28 protein-coding genes, 1 other RNA gene and 2 pseudogenes are annotated in these 26,848 nt (G+C 64.7%); 21 read left to right on the top strand and 10 right to left on the bottom strand.

Annotated elements, in window-relative coordinates; translation table 11 throughout:
- Nucleotides 1-17 precede the first annotated feature (17 nt).
- From ACVMB0_RS34460 to ssrA, 6 genes and pseudogenes are all read right to left on the bottom strand, one after another.
- On the bottom strand, nt 18-371 hold the full coding sequence (locus tag ACVMB0_RS34460) for a VOC family protein (protein WP_461349034.1): 354 nt from the start codon (nt 369-371) through the stop codon (nt 18-20).
- A 57-nt stretch (nt 372-428) separates the two neighbouring features.
- Nucleotides 429-704 (bottom strand): ribbon-helix-helix domain-containing protein, encoded by a 276-nt coding sequence (locus ACVMB0_RS34455; RefSeq protein ID WP_021077181.1) that lies wholly within the window; start codon nt 702-704, stop codon nt 429-431.
- Entirely contained in the window at nt 701-919 is a 219-nt protein-coding gene (locus ACVMB0_RS34450) for a DUF4169 family protein (protein ID WP_456753416.1), read from the bottom strand. The genes ACVMB0_RS34455 and ACVMB0_RS34450 overlap by 4 nt, the downstream gene beginning before the upstream one ends.
- 277 nt (nt 920-1,196) lie before the next feature.
- Nucleotides 1,197-2,634, bottom strand: a pseudogene (gene fumC, locus ACVMB0_RS34445) (class II fumarate hydratase).
- Between the two features lie 155 nt (nt 2,635-2,789).
- Complete coding sequence (locus tag ACVMB0_RS34440; RefSeq protein ID WP_456753418.1) at nt 2,790-3,305, bottom strand: SspB family protein; 516 nt, start codon at nt 3,303-3,305, stop codon at nt 2,790-2,792.
- 143 nt (nt 3,306-3,448) lie between these two features.
- Nucleotides 3,449-3,813: a transfer-messenger RNA gene (gene ssrA, locus ACVMB0_RS34435) on the bottom strand.
- A 77-nt stretch (nt 3,814-3,890) separates the two neighbouring features.
- Here ssrA and ACVMB0_RS34430 point away from each other — a divergent pair.
- The 11 genes from ACVMB0_RS34430 (at nt 3,891) to ACVMB0_RS34380 (ending at nt 13,946) form a co-directional block, all read left to right on the top strand.
- A complete protein-coding gene (locus ACVMB0_RS34430) occupies nt 3,891-4,175 on the top strand; it encodes a chromate transporter (RefSeq protein WP_461349033.1) in 285 nt (94 codons plus the stop codon).
- Nucleotides 4,176-4,184: 9 nt separating this feature from the next.
- The gene (locus ACVMB0_RS34425) at nt 4,185-5,123 is read left to right on the top strand and encodes a tripartite tricarboxylate transporter TctB family protein (protein ID WP_461349032.1); all 939 of its coding nucleotides are present in this window, start codon (nt 4,185-4,187) and stop codon (nt 5,121-5,123) included.
- A 7-nt stretch (nt 5,124-5,130) separates the two neighbouring features.
- Nucleotides 5,131-6,645: a tripartite tricarboxylate transporter permease gene (locus ACVMB0_RS34420; RefSeq protein WP_456753421.1), complete on the top strand. Its 1,515-nt coding sequence runs from the start codon at nt 5,131-5,133 to the stop codon at nt 6,643-6,645.
- A 185-nt stretch (nt 6,646-6,830) separates the two neighbouring features.
- On the top strand, nt 6,831-7,811 hold the full coding sequence (locus ACVMB0_RS34415) for a tripartite tricarboxylate transporter substrate binding protein BugD (RefSeq protein WP_461349031.1): 981 nt from the start codon (nt 6,831-6,833) through the stop codon (nt 7,809-7,811).
- Between the two features lie 186 nt (nt 7,812-7,997).
- Nucleotides 7,998-8,792 carry a thymidylate synthase gene (locus tag ACVMB0_RS34410; protein WP_456753423.1) on the top strand — a complete coding sequence of 265 codons (795 nt, stop codon included), beginning with the start codon at nt 7,998-8,000 and terminating at the stop codon, nt 8,790-8,792.
- A complete protein-coding gene (locus tag ACVMB0_RS34405; protein ID WP_461349030.1) occupies nt 8,792-9,277 on the top strand; it encodes a GNAT family N-acetyltransferase in 486 nt (161 codons plus the stop codon). Before ACVMB0_RS34410 ends, ACVMB0_RS34405 begins: the two co-directional genes overlap by 1 nt.
- Nucleotides 9,277-9,789: a dihydrofolate reductase gene (locus tag ACVMB0_RS34400; RefSeq protein WP_461349029.1), complete on the top strand. Its 513-nt coding sequence runs from the start codon at nt 9,277-9,279 to the stop codon at nt 9,787-9,789. Before ACVMB0_RS34405 ends, ACVMB0_RS34400 begins: the two co-directional genes overlap by 1 nt.
- A 144-nt stretch (nt 9,790-9,933) precedes the next feature.
- A complete protein-coding gene (gene hflK, locus ACVMB0_RS34395; RefSeq protein ID WP_456753426.1) occupies nt 9,934-11,073 on the top strand; it encodes an FtsH protease activity modulator HflK in 1,140 nt (379 codons plus the stop codon).
- Nucleotides 11,070-11,969, top strand: coding sequence for a protease modulator HflC (hflC, locus tag ACVMB0_RS34390; protein WP_456753427.1), 900 nt, complete (start codon nt 11,070-11,072; stop codon nt 11,967-11,969). Before hflK ends, hflC begins: the two co-directional genes overlap by 4 nt.
- 109 nt (nt 11,970-12,078) lie before the next feature.
- On the top strand, nt 12,079-12,279 hold the full coding sequence (locus ACVMB0_RS34385; RefSeq protein WP_050628416.1) for a DUF2065 domain-containing protein: 201 nt from the start codon (nt 12,079-12,081) through the stop codon (nt 12,277-12,279).
- Between the two features lie 167 nt (nt 12,280-12,446).
- Nucleotides 12,447-13,946 carry a Do family serine endopeptidase gene (locus tag ACVMB0_RS34380; RefSeq protein WP_461349028.1) on the top strand — a complete coding sequence of 500 codons (1,500 nt, stop codon included), beginning with the start codon at nt 12,447-12,449 and terminating at the stop codon, nt 13,944-13,946.
- Nucleotides 13,947-14,090: 144 nt separating this feature from the next.
- On the opposite strand, the gene serB is transcribed toward ACVMB0_RS34380, so the two are convergent.
- Nucleotides 14,091-15,005, bottom strand: a complete 915-nt coding sequence (gene serB, locus ACVMB0_RS34375; protein ID WP_461349027.1) for a phosphoserine phosphatase SerB — start codon at nt 15,003-15,005, stop codon at nt 14,091-14,093.
- On the opposite strand from serB, the gene miaA reads away from it, so the two are divergent.
- From miaA to ilvC, 9 genes are all read left to right on the top strand, one after another.
- On the top strand, nt 15,004-15,933 hold the full coding sequence (miaA, locus tag ACVMB0_RS34370; RefSeq protein ID WP_456753431.1) for a tRNA (adenosine(37)-N6)-dimethylallyltransferase MiaA: 930 nt from the start codon (nt 15,004-15,006) through the stop codon (nt 15,931-15,933). The genes serB and miaA overlap by 2 nt on opposite strands.
- A gap of 443 nt (nt 15,934-16,376) precedes the next feature.
- On the top strand, nt 16,377-18,152 hold the full coding sequence (locus tag ACVMB0_RS34365) for an acetolactate synthase 3 large subunit (protein WP_461349026.1): 1,776 nt from the start codon (nt 16,377-16,379) through the stop codon (nt 18,150-18,152).
- 150 nt (nt 18,153-18,302) lie between these two features.
- Nucleotides 18,303-19,310, top strand: a complete 1,008-nt coding sequence (locus ACVMB0_RS34360) for an IS30 family transposase (protein WP_461349025.1) — start codon at nt 18,303-18,305, stop codon at nt 19,308-19,310.
- 32 nt (nt 19,311-19,342) lie between these two features.
- Nucleotides 19,343-20,329, top strand: a complete 987-nt coding sequence (locus ACVMB0_RS34355; protein WP_461349024.1) for a threonine dehydratase — start codon at nt 19,343-19,345, stop codon at nt 20,327-20,329.
- 21 nt (nt 20,330-20,350) lie between these two features.
- Nucleotides 20,351-20,893: an acetolactate synthase small subunit gene (gene ilvN / locus ACVMB0_RS34350; RefSeq protein ID WP_016841057.1), complete on the top strand. Its 543-nt coding sequence runs from the start codon at nt 20,351-20,353 to the stop codon at nt 20,891-20,893.
- Between the two features lie 3 nt (nt 20,894-20,896).
- The gene (locus ACVMB0_RS34345) at nt 20,897-21,592 is read left to right on the top strand and encodes a class I SAM-dependent methyltransferase (RefSeq protein ID WP_456753434.1); all 696 of its coding nucleotides are present in this window, start codon (nt 20,897-20,899) and stop codon (nt 21,590-21,592) included.
- Between the two features lie 42 nt (nt 21,593-21,634).
- On the top strand, nt 21,635-22,510 hold the full coding sequence (locus ACVMB0_RS34340) for an EamA family transporter (protein WP_461349023.1): 876 nt from the start codon (nt 21,635-21,637) through the stop codon (nt 22,508-22,510).
- A gap of 7 nt (nt 22,511-22,517) precedes the next feature.
- A complete protein-coding gene (locus tag ACVMB0_RS34335) occupies nt 22,518-23,126 on the top strand; it encodes a LysE family translocator (RefSeq protein WP_456753436.1) in 609 nt (202 codons plus the stop codon).
- A 150-nt stretch (nt 23,127-23,276) separates the two neighbouring features.
- A complete protein-coding gene (gene ilvC, locus ACVMB0_RS34330; RefSeq protein WP_050401884.1) occupies nt 23,277-24,296 on the top strand; it encodes a ketol-acid reductoisomerase in 1,020 nt (339 codons plus the stop codon).
- 124 nt (nt 24,297-24,420) lie between these two features.
- Here the strand turns inward: ilvC and ACVMB0_RS34325 are convergent, their stop codons facing one another.
- Nucleotides 24,421-24,858 (bottom strand): DUF2336 domain-containing protein, encoded by a 438-nt coding sequence (locus ACVMB0_RS34325; RefSeq protein ID WP_461349022.1) that lies wholly within the window; start codon nt 24,856-24,858, stop codon nt 24,421-24,423.
- A 106-nt stretch (nt 24,859-24,964) separates the two neighbouring features.
- Nucleotides 24,965-25,528 (bottom strand): annotated as a pseudogene (locus ACVMB0_RS34320) (DUF2336 domain-containing protein); the annotation flags it as partial.
- A gap of 358 nt (nt 25,529-25,886) precedes the next feature.
- On the opposite strand from ACVMB0_RS34320, the gene ACVMB0_RS34315 reads away from it, so the two are divergent.
- A complete protein-coding gene (locus ACVMB0_RS34315; protein WP_456753438.1) occupies nt 25,887-26,120 on the top strand; it encodes a hypothetical protein in 234 nt (77 codons plus the stop codon).
- Between the two features lie 13 nt (nt 26,121-26,133).
- Here the strand turns inward: ACVMB0_RS34315 and ACVMB0_RS34310 are convergent, their stop codons facing one another.
- Nucleotides 26,134-26,754, bottom strand: coding sequence for a hypothetical protein (locus ACVMB0_RS34310; protein WP_456753439.1), 621 nt, complete (start codon nt 26,752-26,754; stop codon nt 26,134-26,136).
- Between the last annotated feature and the right edge of the window lie 94 nt (nt 26,755-26,848).

Below are 26,848 nucleotides of genomic sequence, written 5' to 3'. Positions count from 1 at the left end.
CGTCGAGCCGAGGCGGTTCACGACTGGTGCTGGAGAATATTGATCAGTCGGCCGAAGGGATCGCGGACGTAGAACCGCCGCACGCCCCACGGCTCGTCCGCCGGTCCATATTCGATCGCGATGCGGGCAGCTGTCATCCGGCGCAGGGCCTCGTCGAGATCGTCGACTTCGATCGAGAGATCGGGCACCGGCGTGCCGGAGCCACCTTCGGATGCGAAGCTGATTTGAACCTGCATCGTTTCGGATGAGCCGTAAGTCGCAACCCAACCGAAATCCATCAGCGGCGCGAGGCCGAGGATGTCCCGATAGAACGACGTCGCTGCCGCAATGTCTGCTGTGGCAACGTTCGCGACGATGCGATTGACCTTCATGCGGAAGTCCGCGCGGTGGAGCGACCGTCTGCGCGATGGCGACGGTCGGAGAGGCGGTCAGGCCTGCTGGCGCGTATCGACCTGCTGCGGCCTGACATCCGTCGGCACGGCCGGCGTGGCGCGCGAGCGGAAGTAGTCGAGCACGAAAAGCCGGATCGCGGAGGACAGATTGCCCTGCTGACGGTTGCTGTCGATCTCGCCGACCAATTCCGACAGCGTCATGTTCCGCAGTCCGGAAATCTCCTTCATGCCGTTCCAGAAGGCCTCTTCGAGGCTGACGCTGGTCTTGTGGCCGGCAACCACGATCGAACGCTTAACGACGGGAGACTTCATGATGCGTCTCCACTTTCGATACGCTGCTGATTGAGAAGGTGCTGATTGAGAAGGTGCTGATCGAGCACACGCGCATTGCGCTCGTCGAGAAATTCGTCACGCGCGCGCTCGGATTTGGTGCGACCGAATAGCGCACGATTGGCTTCGGCCTGCTTGGCTGCTTGTTCGCGCTCACTGCGCTTCTTGAATCGTTTCAGGTTGACCACGTCGCCCATGCTCGTCGTCCTCAATCGTCCCCAAAGCGGAATTGGTGATGCATCGTGACGAAAGCAAGAGCGACTGCACTGCGCGCCCGGCTCGATATTCATCCCGAATCCCCATTTGATGCTTCTGATAGCATCAAAGAATCCGTTTCGCTCTGCGAAAACTAGACGTCTGTACCACGCGCCAGCGCAGAGCTGATAGGTAACGGGCCTTAGTCTTTAGGCGTTATGGTCCATAATTATATCACGCGCGCTGACCGTAATTATCCGGACATTGCGCGTCGCCCATTCAGCCGGGGTGTGTCATTTTGTCCGGCTGCACGAGGCGATCAAATTCATCGGCAGACACAAATCCAAGCCGCAAAGCCTCTTCCTTCAGCGTCGTTCCGTGCGCATGCGCCGACTTGGCGACCTTGGCTGCGTTGTCGTAACCGATCTTCGGTGCGAGCGCGGTCACCAGCATCAGCGAGCGCTGCATCAGTTCGTTGATGCGCTTTTCGTCGGCGCGTATGCCGTCAACGCAATGCTCAGTAAATGAGCGGACCACGTCAGACAGCAACTGAATGGAATTTATCATACAATATGCCAAAACTGGCTTGTACACGTTGAGCTCGAAATGGCCCTGGCTGCCGGCAACGGTGATCGTGGTCTGATTGCCGAACACCTGGCAGCAGACCATCGTCATGGCTTCGCACTGCGTCGGGTTGACCTTGCCCGGCATGATCGACGAGCCCGGCTCGTTCTCCGGCAGGATCAGCTCGCCGAGACCGGAGCGCGGGCCGGAGCCGAGGAAGCGGATGTCGTTGGCGATCTTGAACAGCCCGGTCGCCACCGAGTTGATCGCGCCGTGCACCAGCACATAGGCGTCGTTGGAGGCCAGCGCCTCGAACTTGTTCGCCGCGCTGGTGAACGGCAGCCTCGTGATCTCGGCGACATGCTTCGCGAAGGCGTTGGCGAATTCCGGCTTCGAGTTGAGGCCCGGTGCCGACGGCGGTGCCGCCCTGCGCCAGCGGAAACAGCTCCTTCACGGCGACGTGCAAGCGCGCGATGCCGCTCTCGACCTGCGCGGCGTAGCCGGAGAATTCCTGGCCGAGCGTCAGCGGTGTCGCGTCCTGGGTATGCGTGCGTCCGATCTTCACGATCTTGGCGAACGCCTCCTGCTTCCGGTGCAGCGCCTGATGCAGCTCGGTGAGCGCGGGAATCAGGTCGGCGATGATGCGGCTTGCGGCCGCGATATGCATCGCGGTCGGAAACGAGTCGTTCGAGGACTGGCTCATGTTGACATGATCGTTCGGATGGATCGGCTGCTTGGCGCCGAGCTCGCCGCCGAGCATCTGGTTGGCGCGGTTGGCGATCACCTCGTTGACGTTCATGTTGGTCTGCGTGCCGGAGCCGGTCTGCCAGACGACCAGCGGAAAATGATCGTCGAGCTTGCCGTCGATCACTTCCTTCGCTGCGCCGGCAATGGCGTCGGCGCGGCGCGCATCGAGCTGGCCGAGTTCGCGATTGGTCTCGGCGGCCGCGAGCTTCACCATGGCAAGCGCGTGGACGATCGCGATAGGCATCCGGTCGTGGCCGATTTTGAAATTCTGCCGCGAGCGTTCGGTCTGCGCGCCCCAGTAGCGGTCGGCGGGAACGTCGATCGGGCCGAAGCTGTCGGTCTCGCTGCGGGTGGCGGTGTTGGATGCTGTGGTCGATTGAGCCATGGATGCTCTCCGTTGCGTCATCAGAACGTGGCCCGGCAGGCCGCCGGGTTTTCCGGCGCGGCAACGCGACGGCGGCCGCGCGAAGGCACGTTCATGCAGAGATAGTCCGCGATGACGATCTGTCATCCCGGTCCTCACCAACATCCTACAAGGTCGCGGAGTGAACTGCGCTTAGATTACTTCTTGCGGAAACGGTCGAGCCGCACCACCTCGGCGCCTTCGCTGGGCTTGTCGGGCTCCTGCTCGGTCTCGGCCGTCTCGGCCTCGACGCGGGCAGCAGGTGCGGGCAGGGGAGCGGCCGGCGCCGCAGCGGGAGCAGCCTCCTCGGACAGCGCGTCGGAGACGTCGAAGCGCAGATCGAACGGCGCGGACGGATCGAGGAAGCGGGTCACCGCGGCGAACGGCACGGTCAGCCGCTCCGGAATCCCGCCGAACGACAGGCCGACCTCGAAGCGATCCTCGGTCACCACCAGATCCCAGAACTGGTGCTGCAGGATGATGGTCATCTCTTCCGGATATTGGGCGAGCAGCCGGGGCGACAGCTTCACGCCGTCGCCATGCGACAGGAAGGTGATGTAGAAATGGTGCTCACCCGGCAGGCCATGCTCGGCGGCGTCGGACAGCACCCGGCGCAGCACCCCGCGCAGCGCATCGCGCGCCAGCACGTCATATCGGATGTGATCGGTCGCCATGGTGATCCTGTCGCTTCGAAAATGGTCGGCAAGGCCGCGCCGGTCGATCCGACTCGCCCTTTTGGCCATATGCTACCCCGCCGGGAGCCGGAAATCAGCAGGGCTGGTGGCTGAAATGCGGGCGGACGCCCGATTGAAAGTAAAGTGGAGGCTTCTGTTGCCAGGTGCCTCCGAACCCCGCCTAGCGGAGCTTAACCCGCTAGGACTTTAAGATGGTCTTTCAAACTGCGTTACGCAGCCTGAGCAACCGGAGCAAAGTTGTCGTTGGCAACTATTGCATTAGCCCGATAACGGCGGAACCATACCGAGAAAAAACACGCCCTTTACGCCCTCGTCGATCCTATTTCGCCCCCGCCAAAAGCCACCGAAACAAGGGTTTGGGATGGGTTTTGGTGGAGGCGCCGGGTACCGCCCCCGGGTCCGAATGGTTTATTGCGACGGCCATTTATTTCCATAGCCGGCGAACCGGCACCCCCAATATAGCGGCAAAGTCGTAGAAAAACAGAGCCGTTTCAGGCCCTTTCGGCTGTGAAAATACACCAAATTGGGGTGGTCCGCCTCCGGGTGGCGTTCTAGCATCCGTCCATGCCTCCGGAATTCCCGCCGGTTGCCGCCCCGGCGCCGGATGCCTTCGACCCATCGCCGCCCAACCAGCCCGGCCTGTTCGAGTTGTTCCTGGCGTTCGCCAAGATGTCGCTGGCCGGCTTCGGTGGGGTGCTGGTCTGGGCCCGGCGGTCGATCGTCGGGCAGCGCCGCTGGATGACGGCGGAGGAGTTCAACGAGACCCTCGCGCTGTGCCATTTCCTGCCGGGTCCACATCGTCAACCTGTCGGTCGTGTTTCGACGGGCTGGTCGGGCCATCGATGGTGATCGCGACCCATGCTGGCCGCGCTCTACGCCCGCTACGGCGATGGCGTCATGTTGCGCCGAACGCTTGCAGGCGTCGCCTGTGCCGCGGTCGGGCTGCTGTTTGCCGTCGTCCTCAAGATGATGAAGCCGCTGCTGAAGCGGCGTGATGTCGCAGGCCTCGTCATTCCATCAGCGGTCTTCGCTGTCGATCGGCCTGATGGCTGCCTCCGGCCTGATCGTGGCGCGGACATCAGACCAAAGTTGGATCGCGGTCCTGATCACCATTGTCGCAGCCGCGCTTGCTTTTGCCACGCGGATCAATCCTTTGTGGATGTTGCTTGCCGGAGGTCTCCTGGGTTTCGCTGGCGTTGTCTGATGAAAATCGCTAGCAAGGCTTGCGGTCAACGCATCACAAGCCAAGCCATTCAATCAAACGGGCGGGACAGCCCTGACGGGGGAAGCGAAGTCATGAGCGATACGCCGAGCGAGGCGCCGGTCAAATCGATCTTGCCGGAATGGGTACGCGGCCCGCAGGACTTCATCGGCGGGCTCGCCATGGTCGCGGTTGCGCTGTTTGCGTTGTGGGCCTCGAGCGATCTGCAGGGCATGCACGGATTTTCGTTCGGCGCCGGGACTGCGCCGCGGATGTTTGCCGTGCTGCTGCTGCTGCTCGGCGGCGCCGTCGCGCTGATGGGCATTCTCAAGGACGGCCCTGACATCGCGGCCTATTCCTGGCGCGGCCCGTTGTTCGTGTCCGCAGCCATCGTGTTCTTCGCAGTCGCGATCCGCCCGCTCGGGCTCGTGGTCTCCGCCTTTGCCGCCTTCCTGATCGCGGCGCTCGGCTCGCACGAGACCAAATGGATCGAAGCCATCATTGTCGGTGCCTGCCTGACGATCGGCTGCGCGCTGCTGTTTCCTTATGTACTGGGACTTCCAATGCCGATGTTCCCGCGTTTCCTGATCCAGTGAGGGCGTGATGGAACTGTTTGCCAATCTCGCCCATGGTTTCGCGGTCGCCTTCTCGCCGATCAACCTTCTGATGTGCCTGATCGGTGCGCTGGTCGGCACGCTGGTCGGCGTGCTGCCGGGCATCGGCACCATCGCCACCGTCGCCATGCTGCTGCCGATCACCTTCGGCCTGCCGCCAGTTGGCGCGCTGATCATGCTCGCCGGCATCTATTACGGTGCGCAATATGGCGGGTCGACCACCTCGATCCTGGTCAACATTCCCGGCGAGGCGACCTCGGTAGTGACCGCGCTCGACGGCCACCAGATGGCCAGGCAGGGCCGCGCCGGTCCGGCGCTGGCGATCGCGGCGATCGGCTCGTTCTTCGCCGGCTGCGTCGCGACCGTGCTGATCGCCGTGCTCGGCGCGCCGCTGACCAAGCTCGCGCTGGCGTTCGGTCCGGCCGAATATTTCTCGCTGATGGTGCTCGGCCTGATCTTCGCCGTGGTGCTGGCCAAGGGCTCGGTGCTGAAGGCGATCGCGATGATCGTGTTCGGCCTGCTGCTGTCGATGGTCGGCTCCGATATCGAGACCGGCGCCTCGCGCATGGCCTTCAACATCCCGGAACTTGCCGACGGCCTCGGCTTCGCCACCGTGGCGATGGGCGTGTTCGGCTTCGCGGAGATCATCCGCAACCTCGACCATGGCGCGGAGATGGACCGCAATCTGGTGCAGCAGAAGATCACCGGTCTGATGCCGACCAGGAAGGATCTGGCGGACTCCACGCCTGCGATCCTGCGCGGCACCGTGCTCGGCTCGATCCTCGGCATCCTGCCGGGCGGCGGCGCCGTGATCGCGTCGTTCGCGGCCTACACTCTGGAGAAGAAGCTGGCGAAGAATCCGTCGCGGTTCGGCCGCGGCGCGATCGAGGGCGTGGCGGCGCCGGAAAGCGCCAACAATGCCGCGGCGCAGACCTCGTTCATCCCGCTGCTCACGCTCGGCATCCCGCCGAACGCGGTGATGGCGCTGATGGTCGGCGCGATGACCATTCATGGCATCGTGCCGGGCCCGCAGGTGATGCAGAAGCAGCCCGACCTGGTCTGGGGCATGATCGCCTCGATGTGGATCGGCAATTTGATGCTGATCATCATCAACCTGCCGCTGGTCGGCATCTGGGTCCGCCTGCTGCGCGTGCCGTACCGGCTGATGTTCCCTTCGATCGTGGTGTTCTGCGCGATCGGCATCTACTCGGTGAACAACGCGCCGGTCGACGTCGTTCTCGCCGGCGCGTTCGGTCTCATCGGCTACTGGCTGATCAAGCACGATTTCGAGCCGGCGCCGCTGCTGCTCGGCATGGTGCTGGGCCCGCTGATGGAGGAGAATCTGCGTCGCGCGCTGCTGATCTCGCGCGGCGACTGGAGCGTGTTCGTCTCGCGGCCGCTGTCGGCGGTGCTGCTGGCGATCGCGGCAGGTCTCCTGGTGCTTGCCGTGTTGCCGACCTTGCGTGCGAAGCGCGACGAAGTGTTCGTGGAGTCCGAGGGCTAGAGCATGATCCGGAAAAGTGCAAAGCGGTTTTCCGGATAGAGCATGCTCAAACAGGAAGCTCCGGCCCTGCGTCGGCGCGCCGCAGGCGGAAGTCGAATCGACACTCGATGTCGTCTCATGAAATGAAAATGCCGGCCGATTTGGCCGGCATTTTTATTGGTCAAACGTTCCCGGGAGGAATCGAGATGATGTCCATTCGCTCGCTTGCGGGCGCATGCCTGTCGGCATTTGCCGCGCTCGGTGCATTCGCCGTGCCGGCATCCGCGCAGAATTATCCGACCCGCACCATCACCATGATCGTGCCGTTCGCAGCCGGCGGCCCGACCGACGTCATCTCGCGGATCGTCACCGCGCATATGGCGCAAACGCTCGGCCAGAGCATCGTCATCGAGAACGTGGTCGGCGCCGGTGGCACCACGGCGACGACGCGCGCCGCACGCGCCGGCAATGACGGCTACACGCTCGTCACCGGACATATGGGCACGCACGCCGCGTCCGTGCCGCTCTATCCCAAGCTTGCCTATCACCCTGAAAAGGATTTCGAGCCGGTCGCGCTGCTCGCCGGCACGCCGATCCTGATCCTTGCCCGCAAGGATTTCCCGCCGAAGGATCTCAAGGAGTTCGTCGCCTACGTGAAGGCCAATGCCGAGAAGGTCAACGCCGCGCATGCCGGCATCGGCTCGGTCTCGCACGCCTCCTGCGAGCTGTTGAATTCGATCCTCGACATCAAGCCGGTCGGCGTGCCCTTCAACGGCACGGGACCTGCGATGAACGCGCTGGTCGCCGGCCAGGTCGATTACATGTGCGACCAGATCGTCAATGCGGTCCCGCAGATCAACGCCGGCACCATCAAGGCCTATGCGGTTGCGACCCCCGAGCGCAATCCGTCGCTGCCTGACGTGCCGACCACGACGGAAGCCGGCCTGCCGACGTTCCAGGCCCAGGCCTGGAACGCGATCTTCGCGCCGAAGGGAACTTCGCCCGCCATCATCGCCACGCTGAATGCCGCGACCATCAAGGCGCTCGACGACGACAACGTCCGCAAGCGCCTGCTCGAGCTCGGCAGCGTGATCCCGGCGCCCACCAGCCGCACGCCGGAGGCGCTCGCTGCCCTGGTCAAGGACGAGATCGCGAAGTGGACCCCGGTGCTGAAACCGGCGACTTAATCCAGCGCAACCAAGTGGATAGGCGAGGGGCGGAACGCGAGTTCCGCCCCTTGTCGTTTGCCGGGGGAGTGTTCATTTTTCAGGGTATAATCGGTGCGTTCAGCCGAATCAGCGTGTCGACCGGCGGCCCTGGCCGCTACATTCGCCGTTCTCTCGAAGCTCCGAAAAGACCGCCAAGAACCTGTCATGAACCAGTATCACGACCTGCTCGAACGCATCCTCGCCGATGGTGCGGAGAAGCACGACCGCACCGGCACCGGCACGCTGTCGATCTTCGGCCACCAGATGCGCTTCAACCTGTCGGCCGGCTTCCCGATGCTGACCACCAAGCGGCTGCCGCTGAAGGCGATCGTGCACGAGCTGCTCTGGTTCCTCGCCGGCGACACCAACATCAAATATCTCAACGACAACGGCGTCACGATCTGGGACGAATGGGCCGACGCCAATGGCGATCTCGGCCCGGTCTACGGGTCGCAATGGCGCTCCTGGCCCGCGCCCGATGGCCGCAGCATCGACCAGATTTCGAACGTGATCGAGATGATCAAGCGCAACCCGGATTCGCGGCGGCTGATCGTCAGCGCCTGGAATCCGGCCGAGGTGGACAAGATGGCGCTGCCGCCGTGCCACTGCCTGTTCCAGTTCTATGTGGCCAACGGCAAGCTCTCCTGCCAGCTCTATCAGCGCTCGGCCGACGTCTTCCTCGGCGTGCCCTTCAACATCGCCTCCTATGCGCTCCTGACCATGATGGTCGCGCAGGTGACCGGACTGAAGCCCGGCGATTTCGTGCACTCGCTCGGCGATGCGCATCTCTACTCGAACCATCTCGAGCAGGCGCGCCTGCAATTGACGCGGCCGACGCGGCCGCTGCCGACGATGGCGATCAACCCTGACGTGAAGGATATCTTCGCGTTCCGCTACGAGGACTTCAAACTCGAAGGCTACGACCCGCATCCGCACATCAAGGCCGAAGTCGCGGTCTGATGTCGCTGACCATCCGCCGTGCGAGGCCCGATGAGGCCGGACTGGTGTTCTCGCTGGTCCGCGAGCTCGCCGACTACGAAAAGCTCCTGCACGAGGTCCATGCCAGCGAGGCCGATATCGCCGAGGCGCTGTTCGGCGCCAGCCCGCGGCTTTATTGCGACATCGCGGAATGGAACGGCGAGCCGGCCGGCTTCGCCGTCTGGTTCGTCAATTTCTCGACCTTCGCCGGCCGCCACGGCATCTATCTCGAAGACCTGTTCGTGCGTCCGGCGCTGCGCGGCAAGGGCATCGGCAAGGCGCTGCTGGTGCATCTGGCCAAGCAATGTCTCGCCAATCGCTGGTCACGCCTGCAATGGGCGGTGCTCGACTGGAACGCGCCGTCGATCGCGTTCTACAAGTCGCTCGGTGCCGAGATGATGGACGAGTGGACGATTTGCCGCGTCTCCGGCGCGGCGCTGTCGGCGCTTGCGGAAGGGCCGCGCTGATGGAAGTCGTGCTCGTCGTCGCGGTCGCCGAGAACGGCGTGATCGGAAACAACAACGCAATTCCGTGGCGGCTGAAATCGGACCTGCGGCGCTTGAAGGCGATCACGCTGAACAAGCCGATCGTGATGGGACGCAAGACGTTCGAATCCCTGCCCAGGCCGCTGCCGGGCCGCACCAACATCGTGGTGACGCGCGATCCGAATTATCGCGCGCGCGGCGCCATCGTCACGAACTCGTTCGAGAACGCGCGTGCAATTGCGCTTGGTGACGCGCTGCGGCGTTTCGCCACTGAAATCGCGATCATCGGGGGCGCGGAGATCTATGCGCAATGGATGGGCACGGCCGATCGCCTGGAGATCACCGAGGTCCACGCCCGGCCTGACGGCGATACACGGTTCGGCAAGATCGACACCAACGTGTGGGAGGAGGTCGCGCGCGTGCGGAATCCGGCAGGCCCGGACGACAGCGTCGACTTCTCCTATGTGACATATCGTCGGCGCGGCCAACGTTAACCAATGTTTGCATTGACAATTATGCCCCGGCGCATAGCTCGTCCGGCCAGGAAGCTTGCGTTGTAAGGGCCCTGACGGTCCCCTATAACCGGGCCGGACATTCGAGCCGGGGCGTCCCGTCCGGGCTTGCCGAGGAGATGTTTGATGCCGTGGAAAAATCAAGGCGGGGGGCCATGGGGCTCGGGTCCGAAAGGGCCGTGGGGCACGGGTCCGCAGTCAGCCGGGCCGAGGCCGCCGGATCTTGAGGATCTGCTGCGGCGCGGCCAGGACCGCCTCCAGCAGTGGCTGCCCGGCGGCCATTTCAGCGGCATGGGCATCGCGCTGGTGCTGGTTGCTGCGCTCGCAATCTGGTTTGCGACCGGCATCTTCCGCGTCCAGTCCGAGGAGCTCGGCGTCGTCATGCGCTTCGGCAAGTATGACCGCGATGCGCAGCCGGGCCTGCGCTACCACCTGCCATATCCGATCGAGACGGTGCTGCTGCCGAAGGCGCTGCGCGTCAACACGATCTCGATCGGCATGACCCTGATCGACGATCCCGCACGGCGCGGCCGCACCATGCGCGACGTGCCGGAAGAGAGCCTGATGCTGACCGGCGACGAAAACATCGTCGACGTCGACTTCACCGTGCTCTGGCGCATCAAGCCGGGCGGGGCCGGCGCGTATCTGTTCAACATCCAGAATCCGGAAGGCACCGTGAAGGCGGTTGCCGAAAGCGCGATGCGCGAGGTGATCGGCCGTTCGCAGATCCAGCCGATCCTGACCGGGGCGCGCAACGTCACCGAGCAGAACGTCCAGGAGCTGATGCAGAAGACGCTCGATACCTACAATGCGGGCATCCAGATCACGCAGGTGCAGATGCAGAAGGTCGATCCGCCGGCGCAGGTGATCGACGCGTTCCGCGACGTGCAGGCGGCGCGCGCCGACCTCGAGCGCAAGCAGAACGAGGCGCAGACCTACGCCAACCGGATCGTGCCGGAAGCGCGCGGCCGTGCCGCGCAGATCCAGCAGGCCGCCGAAGGCTACAAGGAGCAGGCGGTCGCCGAGGCCAAGGGCCAGAGCGCGCGCTTCCTCAAGGTCTATGACGAGTACAAGAAGGCACCCGACGTGACGCGCGAGCGCATCTATCTGGAGACCATGGAAAAAGTGCTCGGCGGCTCCGAGAAGCTGGTTTACGACGGCGGCCAGGGCCAGAACATCGTGCCCTATCTTCCGCTCGGCGAGCTGACGACGAAGCGTCCGCCGGCACCGCCGACCACGACCGGCCAGCAGGGAGCCACCCGATGAGGTCCCCCGTCACCGGCATCCTGTCCCTGATCGTTCTCTTCATCGTTCTTGCCGTCGGCTACAGCTCGGTGTTCACCGTGCAGCAGACCGAGCAGACCATCGTGCTGCGGTTCGGCGAGCCGGTCGAGGTCGTCACCGATCCCGGCCTGCACTTCAAGGCGCCGTGGAATTCGGTGATCAATGTCGACAAGCGCATCCTCGATCTCGAAAATCCGTCGCAGGAAGTGATCGCCTCCGACCAGAAGCGACTCGTGGTCGACGCCTTTGCGCGCTATCGCATCAAGAATGCGCTGCGCTACTACACCAGCGTCGGGTCGATCCAGGCCGCCAATTTGCAGTTGACCACGCTCTTGAACGCGGCGCTGCGCCGCGTGCTCGGCGAGGTCAACTTCATCACGGTGGTGCGTGACGAACGCGAAAAGCTGATGTCGCGGATCCGCGAGCAGCTCGACAAGGAAGCCGACGGCTACGGCATCGAGGTTGTCGACGTCCGGATCCGCCGCGCCGACCTGCCGGAGCAGAACAGTCAGGCGGTCTATGACCGGATGAAGACCGAGCGCCAGCGCGAGGCGGCCGAGTTCCGTGCCCAGGGCGACCAGAAGGCGCAGGAAATCCGTTCCAAGGCCGACCGCGAAGCGACCGTGATCGTCGCCGAGGCGAACTCGGCAGCGGATCAGACCCGCGGTGCCGGCGATGCCGAGCGCAACCGCCTGTTCGCCGAAGCCTACGGCAAGGACAAGGACTTCTTCGCGTTCTATCGTTCGATGACGGCCTATGAGAACGGCCTCAAGCCCAACGACACGCGTTTCCTGTTGCGGCCGGACTCGGAATTCTTCAAATACTTCGGCAGTGCCAGCGGCAAGCCGCCTGAGGCGGCCGCCGCGGCGAAACAGTAACGTCACGACTTGAACGTAGCGCCTTGAATATCACGGCTTGGCAGCGACGCGGACAACGCGTCGCTGCCGTTTCAAGAATAACAACATCGTGCGGGGAGGTTGCCATCCGATGAGGTCAATAGCGTTCGGCGACTTCCTCATCGGGTTGGGAATCCTGTTCGTGCTCGAAGGCATCCTGTTCGCGGCAAGCCCTGCCTGGATGCGCCGGGCGATGAAAAGCGCGCTCGCCACACCCGACAACATCCTGCGGATCGTCGGCATCGGCTCGGCGGTCGCCGGGCTTATCCTGATCTGGGTGGTGCGGCGCTGAACATTGCCTGTTCCGCCGGGCAGATCGCGCCGGAATCAACATAATCGTGAGCCTCGCGCCGCCGGTTTTTCGCCGAAATGCCCGGCTGAGATGCTTGCGCCATATGCCCGTTCGGGCGCACTCTCTAACGAGCTAGTTTGAACCCGTTTGCCTGGAGAAACTCCGACATGATCGCTGTCAGACCAGCCCTGAGCCGCCGCCTCCGCATGATGGGGGCCGCGATCTCGATCGGTGCTGCGAGCATGCTGAGCTCCGTGCCGGCGTTCGCGCGCGGACCCGAGGGCATCGCGGACATCGCCGAGAAGGTGATCGACGCCGTCGTCAATATCTCGACCTCGCAGACCATCGAGGCCAAGAGCGGCGGCGCGATGCCGCAGCTGCCGCCGGGCTCGCCGTTCGAGGAATTCTTCGACGATTTCTTCAAGAACCGCCGCGGGCCGCCCGGCAAGGGCGGTGAGAAGGGCGGCGAGTTCCAGCCGCGCAAGACCAACTCGCTCGGCTCGGGCTTCATCGTCGACACCGCGGGGATCGTCGTCACCAACAATCACGTCATCGCCGACGCCGACGAGATCAACGTCATCCTCAACGACGGCACCAAGATCAAGGCCGAGCTGGTCGGCGTCGACAAGAAGACCGACCTTGCGGTGCTGAAGTTCAAGCCGCCGAAGCCGCTGACTGCGGTCAAGTTCGGTGACAGCGACAAGATCCGCCTCGGCGACTGGGTGGTCGCGATCGGCAATCCGTTCAGCCTCGGCGGCACGGTGACCGCGGGCATCGTCTCGGCCAAGAACCGCGATATCAGCCAGGGTCCGTATGACAGCTACATCCAGACCGACGCCGCAATCAATCGCGGCAATTCCGGCGGTCCGCTGTTCAACCTCGACGGCGAGGTGATCGGCGTCAATACGCTGATCATCTCTCCGACCGGCGGCTCGATCGGCCTCGGCTTTGCGGTGCCGTCGAAGACGGTGGCCGGCGTCGTCGACCAGTTGCAGAAGTTCGGCGAGCTGCGCCGCGGCTGGCTCGGTGTGCGCATCCAGCAGGTCACCGACGAGATCGCCGACAGCCTCAACATCAAGCCGGCGCGTGGCGCGCTGGTGGCCGGCATCGACGACAAGGGGCCGGCCAAGCCGGCCGGAATCGAGCCCGGCGACGTCGTGGTCAAGTTCGACGGCAAGGACGTCAAGGACCCGAAGGATCTGTCGCGCATCGTCGCCGACACCGCGGTCGGCAAGGAAGTCGACGTCGTCATCATCCGCAAGGGCAATGAGGAGACCCGCAAAGTCACGCTCGGCCGGCTCGAGGACACCGACAAGGTCCAGCAGGCCAACGCCAAGCCGAAGGACGACACTGCCGAGAAGCCGGTGACCCAGAAGGCGCTCGGTCTCGACCTGGCGGCGCTGAGCAAGGACCTGCGCACCAAATACAAGATCAAGGACAGCGTGAAGGGCGTCGTCGTCACCGGCGTCGACAATGCCTCCGATGCTGCCGAGAAGCGGCTGTCGGCCGGCGACGTCATCGTCGAGGTGGCGCAGGAGGCGGTGGCCAGTGCCGCCGATATCAAGAAGCGCGTCGACCAGCTGAAAAAGGACGGCAAGAAGTCCGTGCTGCTGCTGGTCTCCAATGGCGACGGCGAACTGCGCTTCGTCGCGTTGGGTGTGCAGTAAGGCAGAGCGGCGCCTCACTCATAGGGTGTCATCCCCCGCGAAAGCGGGGGATCCAGTACGTCGCGGCCTCGCCATCTTCCATCGACGTCTCTGGAATACTGGGTCCCCCGCTTTCGCGGGGGACGACAGGCTGCATGAGCCTTATCACGCCACGAACTCATCCCGCCGATAGCCCTGCGCATACAGCAGCGCGGTGAGATCGCCGTGGTCGATCCGGACCGCAGCGGCGGCCGCGACCGCCGGCTTGGCGTGATAGGCGACGCCGAGGCCCGCGGCCTGGATCATGCCGAGATCGTTGGCGCCGTCGCCCACCACCAGCGTGTCGATATCGTCGAGGTCGAAGGATTCGGTGAGCTCGATCAGGGTGGCGAGCTTGGTGGCGCGGCCGAGGATCGGCTCGACCACTTCGCCGGTCAGCTCGCCGTTCGCGACCTGCAACCGGTTGGCGCGGTTCTCCTGGAAGCCGACCTTGGCCGCGACCACCTGGGTGAACAGGGTGAAGCCGCCCGAGATGAGGCAGGTATAGGCGCCGTGCGCGCGCATGGTCATGGCCAGCTCGCGGCCGCCCGGCGTCAGCGTGATGCGTTTGTCGAGCACCTCGTCGACGACGCTGACCGGCAAGCCCTTGAGCAGCGCCACGCGCTCGCGCAGCGCCGGCTCGAACTCGATCTCGCCGCGCATCGCCCGCTCGGTGATGGCGGCGACATGGGCCTTCAGCCCGGCGAAGTCGGCGAGTTCGTCGATGCACTCCTGGCCGATCATGGTGGAATCCATGTCGGCCAGAAAAAGCTTCTTGCGCCGGCCGATCCGAGGCTGCACGACAATGTCGATCGGCAGGTCGCCACGGGCCTGGCGCAGCCGCGCTTCGACGGCCTTGATGTCGTCCCGGCTGGCCTCGCCGTCGGAATTCGGGCTCTCGAACGGGATGTCGACGGCGACCTCGTTGAACAGCCACTGCGCCGGGCCGGGTGAGGGCAGCGCGGCCCGCGCGCCGTCGACGATGGTGGAGTCGAGCGCGGGGCTTGCAGGATTGCAGATCAGCGTGGCAACGAGGGACATGCAGGCGGATTCGGGATTGTTGGACAAGGCAGTGCTTATCGCAGGGCCGACCGCCAGCGGCAAGTCGGCGCTGGCGCTAGCGCTCGCGCAGCGGACCGGCGGGGTTGTGATCAACACCGACTCGATGCAGGTCTATCGCGACCTCCGCATCATCACGGCGCGGCCGACCGTGAGCGAAGAGGCGCTGGTTCCGCACCGGCTCTACGGCCAAGTCGACGCCGGCGTGAATTTCTCCGCCGGCGCCTGGGTGGCGGATGCGACCAAGGCGCTCGGCGAGGCGCGTGCGGACAAGCGCCTGCCGATATTCATCGGCGGCTCCGGCCTGTATTTCAAGGCGCTGACGCGCGGCCTGTCGGCGGTGCCGCCGATTCCCTCCACTGTGCGCGACGATGTCCGCGCAAGGCTGGAGCAGCACGGCGTCGAGGCGCTGCATGCCGAGCTCGCCGCGCGCGATCCGGTGTCGGCCGAACGGCTGAAGCCGCGCGACCGCACCCGCATCGCCCGGGCGCTCGAGGTCGTCGAGGCCACCGGCCGGCCTTTGCCGGACTGGCATCGTGAGGGTCTGCCGCCGCTGCTGCCGCCTGGTGAATTCCATGCGCTGTTCCTCGCGCCGGACCGCGCGCAGCTCTATGCCCGGATCGACGCCCGGTTCGGCACGATGCTCGATGCGGGGGCGCTTAACGAGGTCGCGGCGCTGGCCGAGCGCGGGCTCGATCCGCTGCTGCCGGCGATGAAGGCCCATGGCGTGCCGGCGCTGATCCGGCACCTCAGGGGGGAGATCAGCCGGGAGGAGGCCGCCGAGATCGGACGGGCCGATACCCGCCATTACGCTAAGCGCCAGTTCACCTGGTTTCGCCACCAGCTGCCGGAATTCGAATGGGTGGCGCCGGAGGCGGCGACGGCGTGGCTGCAAGGACGGATCCGGTAGCCCGGATGGAGCGAAGCGCAATCCGGGGAATCTTACCCCAGGAAGCGCTCGCCCCGGATTTCGCTGCGCTCCATCCGGGCTACAAGAGGCCTCACGCCGCCACACGCCCGTCAGCCATGCGCGTTCGCCAGCGCAAAAACACTCGCCGAAGGGCCGGAACCCCGTTACACTTCAAAAATCGCGAAAGTGCTTGCCTTGCCTTGACATTCGGGCTTTGGCCGCTATGTTCGCGCAACCTTTGGGAAGACTGGGTCGTCTCGTGCGCAACATTATTACCAAACTGCTTATCGCCGTCGTACCCAGGCACACCGCCGGGGATGGCTAGCGGCCATCCAAATTCGGGCGGTGTGCATGGGGCCTCTGGGGCCCCTTTTTATTGCCTGAAGCCGACCTGACGAGAACTGACAAAAGCCGCGCAAAAACAAGCGCATCCGGAGCGAACCATGACCGACAAGAGCCACGATCCCAATCAGATGACCGGCGCCGCGATGATCGTGCGCGCGCTCATCGATCACGGCGTGCAGCATGTCTTCGGCTATCCCGGCGGTGCGGTGCTTCCGATCTACGACGAGATCTTCCAGCAGAGCGAGGTCGAGCACATCCTGGTCCGCCACGAGCAGGGCGCCGGCCACGCCGCCGAAGGTTACGCCCGCTCGACCGGCAAGCCCGGGGTGGTGCTAGTGACGTCGGGGCCCGGCGCCACCAACATGGTGACGCCGCTGACCGACGCGCTGATGGATTCGATCCCGCTGGTCTGCATCACCGGCCAGGTGCCGACCCATCTGATCGGCAATGACGCCTTCCAGGAGTGCGACACCGTCGGCATCACGCGGCCCGCCACCAAGCACAACTGGCTGGTTCGCGACGTCAACGACCTCGCCAGGGTGCTGCACGAGGCCTTCTATGTCGCCACCACCGGCCGGCCCGGCCCGGTCGTGGTCGACGTGCCGAAGGACGTGCAGTTCGCCACCGGCACCTATCATCCGCCGCGCAAATCCGACGTGCACATCTCCTACACGCCGCGCGTCAAGGGCGATGCGACCCAGATCCGCAAGGCGGTGGCGATGCTCGCCAACGCCAGGCGTCCCGTGATCTATTCCGGCGGCGGCGTGATCAATTCCGGTCCCGAGGCCTCGCAGCTGCTGCGCCAGCTGGTGGAGGCGACCGGCTTTCCGATCACCTCGACCCTGATGGGGCTCGGCGCCTATCCGGCATCGGGGCCGAACTGGCTCGGCATGCTGGGCATGCACGGCACCTACGAGGCCAACATGACCATGCATGATTGCGACGTCATGCTGTGCGTCGGCGCGCGCTTCGACGACCGCATCACCGGCCGCACCGACGCGTTCTCGCCCGGTTCCAAGAAGATCCACATCGACATCGATCCGTCCTCGATCAACAAGAACATCCGCGTCGACGTGCCGATCATCGGTGACTGCGGCAATGTGCTCGGCGACCTGTTGCAGGTGTTCAAGGCGGAAGCCAGGAAGCCGGACATCAAGGCGTGGTGGCAGCAGATCGCGCAATGGCGTGCGCGCAACTCGCTGTCGTACCGCAAGAACAACGATATCATCCTGCCGCAATACGCGATCCAGCGCCTGTTCGAGCTGACCCGCGGCAAGGACACCTACATCACGACCGAGGTCGGCCAGCACCAGATGTGGGCGGCGCAGTTCTTCGGCTTCGAGGAGCCGCACCGCTGGATGACCTCGGGCGGGCTCGGCACCATGGGCTACGGCCTGCCGGCCGCGGTCGGCGTCCAGGTGGCGCATCCGGACAGTCTGGTGATCGACATCGCCGGCGACGCGTCGGTGCAGATGACGATCCAGGAGATGTCGACGGCGGTGCAGTTCGATCTGCCGATCAAGATATTCATCCTGAACAACCAGTACATGGGCATGGTGCGGCAGTGGCAGCAGCTGCTGCACGGCAACCGCCTGTCGCACTCGTATTCGGAGGCGCTGCCGGACTTCGTCAAGCTCGCCGACGCCTATGGCTGCGTCGGGCTGCAGGCGACCAAGCCGTCCGATCTCGACGGCGCGATCAAGGAGATGATCTCGATCAAGCGTCCGGTGCTGTTCGACTGCCGCGTCGCGGCGCTCGAGAACTGCTTCCCGATGATCCCGTCGGGCAAGGCGCACAACGAGATGCTGCTGCCGGAAGAAGCCACCGACGAGGCGACCGCGAAGGCGTTCTCCGGCGGCAAGGCGCTGGTGTGATGATGTACGACACAAACTCTAGCGTCATCGCCCGGCTTGACCGGGCGATCCAGTACGCCGCGGCAGCTCGATTGCTCTCGGGCGTTTCTGGAATACTGCATCCCCTGAGTTCACAAACGAAGTGCAACACTTCCTTGAGGAGGTGTTGCGATGGGGCGGAGTTACGAGCAGCTATCCCTGGACGAGCGATGCGAGATTGCCCGGCTTTCAGCCAATGGCAGCTCGGTGCGGCAAATCGCGGCAGCTCTGGATCGCTCGCCATCAACGATCTCTCGGGAGCTGAACCGCAATTCTGGCGCCCAGGTCGGCTACAAACCCAGCTATGCCCAGCAACAGATGCGAGCGCGGCGCTGGACGGGCGTACGCCTCGAACGGGAGCCCGGCCTGCGCCGCGCGGTCTTGGAGCGCCTTGGTCGGGGCTGGTCGCCCGAGCAGGTCGCGGGCCGGCTGGCCCGCGAACACGGCCGCAAGGTGATCTCCCACGAGACCATCTACCGCTTCATATACGCCCAGATCCGGCGCACCTCGGACTTCAGCTGGCGGCGTTATCTGCCACGCGGCAAGAGCAAACGCGGCTACCGCGGCAAGAAGGGCGGCAGTCCCGCAAGCTTCATAGAAGGCCGTGTTTCCTTGAACAAACGGCCTATCGAGGCCGCCGATCGCAATGCCCCCGGTCATTGGGAAGCCGACCTGATGATGTTCTCCAAATACGGTCAGGCGATCCTGACCGTGCACGAGCGCACCTCGCGCCTGCTGCTCGGCATCCGCATCGCCAGCAAGCTCGCGCGCGGTATCGCCCGTCATCTCGTCCGCTTGTTTGCTGCCTTGCCGGAAGGCCTGTGCCAGACCGTTACCTTCGACAATGGGACCGAGTTCGCCTGTCACCTGGAGCTGCACCGCCTCGCGATCGAGACCTTCTTCTGCGATCCGCACGCGCCCTGGCAGAAGGGCGGCATCGAGAATGCGATCGGTCGGATGCGCCGCTTCATTCCACGCAAAACCGATCTCGCGACCTTCCCGACGCGCCGCCTCCGCCAGTCGATCAACGCCTACAACAACACCCCGCGCAAATGCCTTGACTTCCAAACCCCTCTCGAGGCCTTCTCTCAAGTGTTGCACTTCGAGTGTGAATCCACCTCCCCGCTTTCGCGGGGATGACGATAGAAAGAGCGGAACGACCGGAAGCCAAGATGTTTGACCTCAACGAGCTCGAGCGCGCGCACAGGATCGTCGGCGCCGCGGTGCCGGCGACGCCGGCATATGCGTGGCCGTTGCTGGCCGAGCGGCTCGGCACCGAGGTCGTGGTTAAGCATGAGAACCACACGCCGACCGGCGCCTTCAAGGTGCGCGGCGGCCTGGTCTATCTCGAGCGGCTGAAGCGCGAGCGGCCAGACGTGCCCGGCATCATCTCGGCGACACGCGGCAATCACGGCCAGAGCCTGGCGTTTGCCGCGGGCCGTCACGGCGTGCCGGCGACCATCTACGTGCCGCGCGGCAACTCGGTCGAGAAGAACCGTGCCATGCACGCGTTCGGCGCCGAGCTCGTCGAGCATGGCGAGGACTTCCAGGCCGCGCGCGAGGAGGCCGAGCGCCGCGCCCAGTTCGCCGGCCTGCACATGGTGCCGTCGTTCCACACCGACCTGGTGCTGGGTGTTGCGACCTACGCGCTCGAACTGTTCCGATCGGCGCCCGACCTCGACATTCTCTACGTGCCGATCGGGCAGGGCTCCGGCATCTCAGGCTGCATCATGGCGCGTGACCTGCTCGGCCTGAAGACCGAGATCGTCGGCGTGCAGTCGACCGAAGCGCCGTCCTACGCGCTGTCGTTTGCGGCCGGAAAGATCGTGACCACCGCGACCAGCAACACGCTGGCCGACGGCATGGCGACGCGGATTCCGGACGCGGAGGCGTTCGCGCTGATCCAGAAGGGCGCCTCGCGCATCGTGCAGGTTACCGACGACGAGGTCGGACAGGCGATCCGCGCCTACTGGACCGACACCCACAATCTCGCCGAGGGCGCGGGTGCTGCGGCGCTTGCAGCCGCGCTGCAGGAAAAGGCCAGGCTCGCCGGCAAGCGGGTCGGCCTGATCCTGAGCGGCGGCAATATCGATTTCGATCTGTTCCGGACCTGGATCGGGACGGATGCTCCGCCGGCCGCCCAGCGGGCGGTGGCGTGAACAGAATGTAAGGGGACGACCATGAACCAGCCCGCATCCGCCTATTTCCTCGAAGAGCGTCACGACCCGAACGAGACCCACACGCTGTCCGTCCTGGTGCAGAACGAGCCCGGCGTGCTCGCGCGCGTGATCGGGCTGTTCTCCGGCCGGGGCTACAACATCGAAAGCCTCACCGTCTCGGAGACCGAGAGCCAGAAACATCTCTCGCGGATCACCATCGTCACGACCGGCACGCCGATGGTGATCCAGCAGATCAAGCATCAGCTCGACCGCATGATCCCGGTCTACCGCGTCGTCGACATGACGCTGACCGGCAGTTCGATCGAGCGCGAGCTTGCGATGGTCAAGGTGCGGGGCGGCGGCGATCACCGCGTCGAGGCGCTGCGGCTGGCGGATGCGTTCCGCGCCCGGGTGATCGATGCCACGACCGAGAGCTTCGTGTTCGAGATCACGGGCAATTCGTCCAAGATCAGTCAGTTCATCGACCTGATGCGCCCGCTCGGGCTGGTCGAGGTGTCACGAACCGGGGTGGCCGCGATCACGCGTGGGCCGGAAGGGATGTGAACAATGTTGGCGCGCGACTGGTACTACACGCAACGGCGGCAGGTCGGCCTCGATACCGCGGTGGCCTCGATCTATGACGTCAGCGAGGACAGCGACGTCCGCGCCCGTCAGGCGCTGATCATGCTTGGCGTCAAGCCGGGCTGGCGGATCGCCGATATCGGCTGCGGCAACGGCGTGCTGGCGACCGAGGCGGCGCTGATGGGCGCCGAGGTCGACGCCATCGACATCTCGCCGGCGATGATCGGGCTGGCCGAAATCTACGCGCGCGACCGCAAGGCGAAGATCCGGACCCAGCCGGCCGGCTTGTTGTCCTTTGCCTATCAGCCGAACTCCTACGATCTGATCGTCAGCGAGTTCACGCTGCACCATCTGCCGGATTTCTGGAAGGCCGTGGCGCTGTCGCGGATATTCAACGCGCTGAAGCCCGGCGCGAACTTCTATCTGCGCGACATGGTGTTCGTCAGCATGCCCGACGGCGTCGATCGCGACGTCGAGGGCTGGGCCGATTTCTCGATCAAGAACCACGATTTCGAGCGCGAAAGCGTGATGACCCACATGCGCGACGAGTACTCGACCTTCGGCTGGGTGATGGAGCGCATGCTGACCGAGACCGGCTTCACGCTGGTCGCCGCCGACTATCACGCGCCGCTGCACGGCACCTATCTGCTGCGCAAGCCGAAGCCGGATGAACAGATCTGATCCCGACCGACGTAGCGAAACGGAAGCAAAAGAAGAACAACAATGAAGCCGGCCGATGTTGGCATCGCCGTCATGGTCGCGGTGATCTGGGGACTTGCGTTCGTCGCGAGCCGGATCGCGCTCGACGAGTTCTCGCCGGAGCTGATGACGACGCTGCGCTTCGCCGTCGCCGCGCTGCCGTGCCTGTTCCTGCGCAAACCCGGCGTGTCCTGGCCGCTGCTGATCGCGATCAGCTTCACGTTGTTCCTCGGCCAGTTCCTCGCGCAGGCCTTCGCGATCGCGCATGGCGTGCCGGTTGGCCTCTCCAGCGTGGTCGTGCAGAGCCAGGCGCTGTTCACCATTGCGTTCGCTGCGATCGCGTTCGGCGAGATGCCGACGCGGACGCAGGCGATCGGGGTCGCGATCGCCGCGTTCGGCTTGCTGATGATCTGCGGCACGGTCGGTTACGATTTCAGCGTCTCGGCCTTTGTCATTCTGATGGTCTGTCCGATCAGCTTCGCGATCGGCAATCTGTTGCTGCGGCAGGCGCACGCCGCGCCGATGTTCGACCTGTTTGCCTGGCTGTGCCTGTCGGCCGCCGTGCCGCTCGCGGTGCTGACCCTGATCAGCAACGGCCCGCAGCCGACCTGGCAGGCGCTGAGCCACATGTCGCTGACCGGGCTGATCTGCGTGCTCTGCCTCGGCGGCATCTCGACCAGCATCGCCTATTGGCTGTGGGGCCGCTTGCTGCGGGATTATCCGGCGGCGCAGGTGGTGCCGTTCGCGCTATTGGTGCCGTTCGTCGGCTCCGCCGCCTCCAGCATCGTGTTCGGTGAGAGCTTCGGGCCGCTGCGGCTCGCCGGCATGGTCACGGTGATCGCCGGCATTGCCGTGATGCTGCTGTCGAAGCGGCCAAATGCGCTGCCGAAGGTCGCGTGAGGGCACCATGTCGAATTCGCTGCTGCTCGCCTTTATCGTGTTCGCCGTCGTGATGTTCTTCACGCCGGGCCCCAACAACATCATGCTGCTGTCGTCGGGGCTGACTTACGGCTTCCGCCGCACGGTGCCGCACATTGCCGGCATCACGGTGGGCTTCGCCTTCATGGTCGGCGCGGTGGGCGTCGGGCTCGGCGCGGTCTTCATCGCCTATCCGGTGCTGCAGACGATCCTCAAATATGGCGGCGTGGCCTATCTGGTCTATCTCGCCGCCGTCATCGCCATGGCCGCGCCGCCCTCGGCGGACGGCGATGACGAGTCCGGCCGCGGCCCGATGACTTTCTGGGGCGCGGCCATGTTCCAGTGGATCAATGCCAAGGGCTGGGTGATGGTGATCGGCACCATCACGGCCTATGCCGCGATTGCCGCCTTTCCCTGGAACATCGCGATCCAGGTCGGCCTGAGCCTGATCCTGGGAACGGTCTCCTGCATCGTCTGGGCCCTGTTCGGCACCGCCCTGCGGCCGGTCCTGACCTCGACCCGGGCGATCCGTGCCTTCAACGTCGTCATGGCCATCCTGCTCTTGGCCTCGCTCTACCCGGTCTTCATGGACGCATGATGCCGCACCGCGCCATGCGAGATGAGGGTTTCCCCTGAGGGGGAAAATGCTCTAGACAACGCCGGAAATTCGCGGGCGTCCGGCGGTTCTGACCTTCCGAAAGCCTGATTCATCGGCCGATTTTGGCCCCCTTCAAACGAGGAAACCACGATGCGAGTTTACTACGATCGCGATGCCGACCTGAACCTGATCAAGGGCAAAAAGGTCGCCATCGTCGGCTATGGCAGCCAGGGCCACGCCCACGCGCTCAACCTGAAGGATTCGGGCGTCAAGGACGTGGCGATCGCGCTGCGCAAGGGTTCGGCCTCGGCCAAGAAGGCCGAGAACGCCGGCTTCAAGGTGATGGAAGTTGCCGAAGCCGCCAAGTGGGCCGACCTCGTCATGATGCTGACCCCGGACGAATTGCAGGGCGACATCTATCGCGAACACCTGCACGACAACATGAAGAAGGGCGCGGCGCTGGTCTTCGCCCACGGCCTCAACGTGCACTTCAACCTGCTCGATCCGCGCGCCGACCTCGACGTGCTGATGATCGCGCCGAAGGGCCCGGGCCACACCGTGCGCTCGGAATATCAGCGTGGCGGCGGCGTGCCCTGTCTGATCGCGATCGCCAAGGATTCGTCGGGCAACGCCCATGACCTCGGCCTCAGCTACGCCTCGGCGATCGGCGGCGGCCGCGCCGGCATCATCGAGACCACATTCAAGGAAGAGTGCGAGACCGACCTGTTCGGCGAGCAGGTGGTGCTCTGCGGCGGCCTGGTCGAACTGATCAAGGGCGGCTACGAGACGCTGGTCGAGGCCGGCTACGCGCCCGAGATGGCCTATTTCGAGTGCCTGCACGAAGTGAAGCTGATCGTCGACCTGATCTATGAAGGCGGCATCGCCAACATGAACTACTCGATCTCCAACACCGCCGAATACGGCGAGTACGTCACCGGTCCGCGCATCGTCACGGCCGAGACCAAGGCGGAGATGAAGCGCGTGCTGGCCGACATCCAGGGCGGCAAGTTCGCCCGCGACTGGATGCTGGAGAACAAGGTCAACCAGACCTCGTTCAAGGCGACCCGCGCCAAGCTCGCCGCCCATCCGATCGAGGAAGTCGGCGCCAAGCTGCGCGACATGATGCCCTGGATCAAGAAGGGCGCCCTGGTCGACAAGAGCAAGAACTGACAGGCGAAGCCTGTCATTCCGGGGCGGTCCGCAGGACCGAACCCGGAATCTCGCGGACGCATCAAATGAAAAAGGGTGGGCGCGTTGCCCACCCTTTTTCTTTGTCATGAAACGCGAGCGGCGGCTAACCGGCCGCCATCGGCTGCTTCTCGATCCTGTTGTGCAGCTGCCAGAACCGCACCGTGCGCTGCGCGGTTTCCAGCGACAGCCGCCGGTAATCGCGGTGCGCGATCTCCAGCGTCGCATGGTCAATGGCATGCGGCAGCGGCCGCTTGCGCAGGATGGTTTCGACCGTCGGCCAGTTGAGCCGCGCCGAGCGGCACGGGATCAGCAGCAGGTCGGAGCGAAGCCCGAGCATCAGGCGTTCGATCATCGCGATCGGCATGTCGTTGAGCACGGCGAGCGAAACCGTGACCTCGTCGAACTTGCCCTGTTCGGCGAATTTGTAGACTGCCGCATCGTCGAGCTCGTTGAGCTGCTTCATCAGCTTGACCAGCTCTTCGGCGATGCCGTAGTTGCGGCGCGGGGCCGCGGCCTCCTCCTGCGCGATGTCGTTCAGCACCTGGCTGATCTCCTCGCGCGCCCGGGGCGGAGGCGATCGCGAGCAGGCGGGCGCGCACGGTATCCTTGGCACGTTGCAGCAGGTCGCGCAGCAGCTTGGCCGGAATGTCGATGCGCAGCCCGAGGATCTCGACCAGTTCGTCGTCGCCTTCGGCGCGCGCGACGATGCTGGAATAACCGTTCTCGGAGAACTCGGCGCCGGCATTCTTGGCGAGGCGGCGGATCACCTTGTCCTCGCCGCGATCTATGATCACGTCGGTGACCGAAGCGGGCAAGTTTTCCCGCGCCGAGATCGCGTACAGATGGTCCTGGCCCTTGCTGCTGGCGATCTCGCGCAACGCGGCGTTGGAGAGGCGGCTGGAGTGGGTCAGGACCTCGCCTGCGACGCCGATGTCGTCGTCCCAGGCCAGATGCTGAATCACCTCAAACGGCGCATAGTCGAGCGGCGCGAGCCGCTTGCTGAGCTCGGCGCGCGCACGCGTCTCGACGCGCGCGACCAAGAGGCACAACACGTCGTCGAACACCTTGACCTGTTCATCGTTGAGGCGGTCGCCGTCGTTCAGGAACAGATCGGTGACCTGCCGCAGCGTCTGCACGCGCTTGGCCGACGTCCCGTCCCGGACCGCATCCTCGAGTTCGGCAATAATCGATTGTGACGCCTGTTGCGCCATCGATGGGCAACCTTGTTTTTGTTGAATGACACCTGCCTGCACACCATGCAGGGCGCGGTGTTACACCTGCGTTAAGGTGGAACCCGGTGCAAATACGGGTGCATCGCATCCTTAACGAGCCGCGACCGGACATGATTCAATTCGCGGTTTGGACGCCGCCGCTGTGGCCGATACATTTAAGAGATTATTTAGGACGATGCGCGCAGCGCACCGGCGAAAATATCGATCGAGGCGGCGCGTTCGCGCTATTGCGTCGCCCCGAGGCGCCGTCGAGGACAGGCAAGATGAAAGGCGAGACCATCATGAGACCGATAACTTGGCCATCAGTGAGCCATCTTCCGGAGTCAGGACCCACGTCATGTCTGACGGAAAGAGCCAGGACGAACTGACCCAGCTTGCGGATGAGGCGCTGCGCGCCCAACCCGGCTGCGAGACCGCGCGGGTGCCGGCGGTCGCCGCGCTGCCCGATGCGCAGATCGGGCGCAACTGGGAGATTCCGAATGTGGTGCTCGGCGACAGCCTGATCAGCGATGTCGACCGCGCGGTGCTGTCGGTTCATCGCCGGCTCGGCCGCAAGTTTCACCTCGTTTAAGGTGGCCTGATCCTTAGCTCGCCTGTGCCTGACGTGGCGCGGGCCGCGCGGCCATGCTGATCATCCTGAGCGCGAACACGGCAGCGAGCGGCAGCAGGAACAGCGCATAGGACGGCATCTCGGGAATCCGCTTGCCGAACGAGATCATGAACTGCGCCAGCAGATAATAGCCGCCGACGAGATGCAGCCTGCGCCAGGCGTGCTGGCCGAGCAACGCTGCGCTGGGCCGGAACGAGGTCGCGGTGAGCGCGACGATCACGAGATAGCCGATGCCGCCGAAGATGTAGGACACGATCGAGGTCGCGGCCGCGAAACCCGGCGGATCGAGCATTGCGAATGCGGCGATCGCGACCGCATGGATGGCATGTGACGCTGCGAAGGTGACGCCGAGGTAACGGCGGTTGCGCCGCTGCCAGTGCGTCCAGGCGTTCGGCCAGAGCCGCGCCAGCGCCGCGGCGGAGAAGGCGAGGCAAAACAACAGCAGCGAGGTCCGTGCCGTGAACCGGATCACCATCCGCACGCCTTCGACCTCGAAATGCCGCATCCCCGCGATCCAGAGCGAAAGCCCGATCAGGGTCAGCGTGAGCAGGGCGAACAGCCGCCAGCCTTCGAACCAGGTATGACGCATCCGCATATCCAGCCTCCCTCGAGATGTAATCACCAGTTACATGCCGGTCGCCGGCGCGGCAATCCGTGTAATCGGCGCTTACATTCACAAGGGGGTGATG

It is taken from the genome of Bradyrhizobium sp. USDA 4451 (assembly GCF_054822585.1).
This window is presented reverse-complemented; position numbering and strand designations above follow the sequence as displayed.

What these genes read in the sequence shown, in the direction of transcription:
- ACVMB0_RS34460 (WP_461349034.1), bottom strand. Translation starts at nt 371, where the DNA reads ATGAAGGTCAATCGCATCGTCGCGAACGTTGCCACAGCAGACATTGCG.
- ACVMB0_RS34455 (WP_021077181.1), bottom strand. Translation starts at nt 704, where the DNA reads ATGAAGTCTCCCGTCGTTAAGCGTTCGATCGTGGTTGCCGGCCACAAG.
- ACVMB0_RS34450 (WP_456753416.1), bottom strand. Translation starts at nt 919, where the DNA reads ATGGGCGACGTGGTCAACCTGAAACGATTCAAGAAGCGCAGTGAGCGC.
- ACVMB0_RS34440 (WP_456753418.1), bottom strand. Translation starts at nt 3,305, where the DNA reads ATGGCGACCGATCACATCCGATATGACGTGCTGGCGCGCGATGCGCTG.
- ACVMB0_RS34430 (WP_461349033.1), top strand. Translation starts at nt 3,891, where the DNA reads ATGCCTCCGGAATTCCCGCCGGTTGCCGCCCCGGCGCCGGATGCCTTC.
- ACVMB0_RS34425 (WP_461349032.1), top strand. Translation starts at nt 4,185, where the DNA reads ATGCTGGCCGCGCTCTACGCCCGCTACGGCGATGGCGTCATGTTGCGC.
- ACVMB0_RS34420 (WP_456753421.1), top strand. Translation starts at nt 5,131, where the DNA reads ATGGAACTGTTTGCCAATCTCGCCCATGGTTTCGCGGTCGCCTTCTCG.
- ACVMB0_RS34415 (WP_461349031.1), top strand. Translation starts at nt 6,831, where the DNA reads ATGATGTCCATTCGCTCGCTTGCGGGCGCATGCCTGTCGGCATTTGCC.
- ACVMB0_RS34410 (WP_456753423.1), top strand. Translation starts at nt 7,998, where the DNA reads ATGAACCAGTATCACGACCTGCTCGAACGCATCCTCGCCGATGGTGCG.
- ACVMB0_RS34405 (WP_461349030.1), top strand. Translation starts at nt 8,792, where the DNA reads ATGTCGCTGACCATCCGCCGTGCGAGGCCCGATGAGGCCGGACTGGTG.
- ACVMB0_RS34400 (WP_461349029.1), top strand. Translation starts at nt 9,277, where the DNA reads ATGGAAGTCGTGCTCGTCGTCGCGGTCGCCGAGAACGGCGTGATCGGA.
- hflK (WP_456753426.1), top strand. Translation starts at nt 9,934, where the DNA reads ATGCCGTGGAAAAATCAAGGCGGGGGGCCATGGGGCTCGGGTCCGAAA.
- hflC (WP_456753427.1), top strand. Translation starts at nt 11,070, where the DNA reads ATGAGGTCCCCCGTCACCGGCATCCTGTCCCTGATCGTTCTCTTCATC.
- ACVMB0_RS34385 (WP_050628416.1), top strand. Translation starts at nt 12,079, where the DNA reads ATGAGGTCAATAGCGTTCGGCGACTTCCTCATCGGGTTGGGAATCCTG.
- ACVMB0_RS34380 (WP_461349028.1), top strand. Translation starts at nt 12,447, where the DNA reads ATGATCGCTGTCAGACCAGCCCTGAGCCGCCGCCTCCGCATGATGGGG.
- miaA (WP_456753431.1), top strand. Translation starts at nt 15,004, where the DNA reads ATGCAGGCGGATTCGGGATTGTTGGACAAGGCAGTGCTTATCGCAGGG.
- serB (WP_461349027.1), bottom strand. Translation starts at nt 15,005, where the DNA reads ATGTCCCTCGTTGCCACGCTGATCTGCAATCCTGCAAGCCCCGCGCTC.
- ACVMB0_RS34365 (WP_461349026.1), top strand. Translation starts at nt 16,377, where the DNA reads ATGACCGACAAGAGCCACGATCCCAATCAGATGACCGGCGCCGCGATG.
- ACVMB0_RS34360 (WP_461349025.1), top strand. Translation starts at nt 18,303, where the DNA reads ATGGGGCGGAGTTACGAGCAGCTATCCCTGGACGAGCGATGCGAGATT.
- ACVMB0_RS34355 (WP_461349024.1), top strand. Translation starts at nt 19,343, where the DNA reads ATGTTTGACCTCAACGAGCTCGAGCGCGCGCACAGGATCGTCGGCGCC.
- ilvN (WP_016841057.1), top strand. Translation starts at nt 20,351, where the DNA reads ATGAACCAGCCCGCATCCGCCTATTTCCTCGAAGAGCGTCACGACCCG.
- ACVMB0_RS34345 (WP_456753434.1), top strand. Translation starts at nt 20,897, where the DNA reads ATGTTGGCGCGCGACTGGTACTACACGCAACGGCGGCAGGTCGGCCTC.
- ACVMB0_RS34340 (WP_461349023.1), top strand. Translation starts at nt 21,635, where the DNA reads ATGAAGCCGGCCGATGTTGGCATCGCCGTCATGGTCGCGGTGATCTGG.
- ACVMB0_RS34335 (WP_456753436.1), top strand. Translation starts at nt 22,518, where the DNA reads ATGTCGAATTCGCTGCTGCTCGCCTTTATCGTGTTCGCCGTCGTGATG.
- ilvC (WP_050401884.1), top strand. Translation starts at nt 23,277, where the DNA reads ATGCGAGTTTACTACGATCGCGATGCCGACCTGAACCTGATCAAGGGC.
- ACVMB0_RS34315 (WP_456753438.1), top strand. Translation starts at nt 25,887, where the DNA reads ATGTCTGACGGAAAGAGCCAGGACGAACTGACCCAGCTTGCGGATGAG.
- ACVMB0_RS34310 (WP_456753439.1), bottom strand. Translation starts at nt 26,754, where the DNA reads ATGCGGATGCGTCATACCTGGTTCGAAGGCTGGCGGCTGTTCGCCCTG.